This window comes from Acidimicrobiia bacterium, from assembly GCA_016650365.1.
Classification (GTDB): Bacteria; Actinomycetota; Acidimicrobiia; order Spongiisociales; family JAENVV01; genus JAENVV01.
The window spans coordinates 1-1088 of record JAENVV010000315.1 but is presented as its reverse complement, the minus strand read 5'-3'; the positions used below and the strand labels follow the sequence as shown (position 1 = coordinate 1088).

Sequence of the window (1088 nt, the reverse complement as noted above, 5' to 3'; positions counted from 1 at the left end):
TGATCGACGCCTCCGGCAAGTACGTAATCCCGGGGGGGATTGACGTCCACACCCATATGGAGCTTCCGTTTGGGGGAACATTCGCCTCCGACAGCTTCGAAACCGGCACCCGGGCGGCGGCCTGGGGCGGCACCACCACAATCGTCGACTTCGCCGTCCAAACCAAAGGCAGCGGGTTGATGGAGGGGTGGGAGGCTTGGATGGCCAAGGCCGAAGGCAACTGTGCCATCGACTACGGCTTCCACTGCATCATGTCCGATGTCAACGACCAGTCGCTCAAGGAAATGGACATCGCTATCGGTGAAGGGGTCACTTCTTTCAAGATGTTCATGGCGTATCCCGGGGTGTTCTATTCGACCGACGGCGAGATCTTGCGGGCGATGCAAAAGGCGTCGGAAAACGGTGCGACCATCATGATGCACGCCGAGAACGGGATCGCCATAGACGTGCTCATCGCCCAGGCGCTCGAGCGCGGGGAAACCGATCCTCTCTACCACGGCATCGTTCGCAAATCGATCCTCGAGGGAGAGGCCACCCACCGGGCAATCAAGCTGGCCGAGGCCGCCGGCTCACCGCTCTACATCGTCCACCTCTCTGCATTGGAAGCCCTGGCCGAGGTGACCAATGCCCGCGACGAGGGCCTCAACGTATTCGCCGAGACCTGTCCGCAATATCTGTATCTGGATCTCGACGACCTCGGGAATGGCTTCGAAGGGGCCAAGTTCGTCTGTTCCCCGCCCCTTCGAGATCGGGCGGAAGGTCATCAAGAGGCACTTTGGTCAGGTCTAGCCACCAATGACCTCCAGGTGGTTTCGACCGACCACTGCCCTTTCTGTTTCAACGATCACCCCCAACTCGGTCGCCAGAAGAGGCTGGGCGAAGGTGACTTCTCCAAGATTCCCAATGGGCTTCCCGGCGTGGAGCATCGGGTCGAATTGATCTATGACGGTGCTGTGACCGAAGAGCGCTTAAGTCTGGAGCGGTGGGTGGAGGTGTGTTCGACGACACCGGCCAGGATGTTCGGGATGTTCCCCCGCAAAGGGACCATTGCGGTCGGCGCCGACGCCGACATCGTGATCTTCGATCCC

1 protein-coding gene is annotated in these 1088 nt (G+C 60.4%); it reads left to right on the top strand.

Translation table 11 applies throughout. From position 1 onward, the window contains the following. On the top strand, positions 1 to 1088 hold a 1088-nt coding region (hydA, locus tag JJE47_17425; GenBank protein MBK5269207.1), incomplete at both ends, for a dihydropyrimidinase.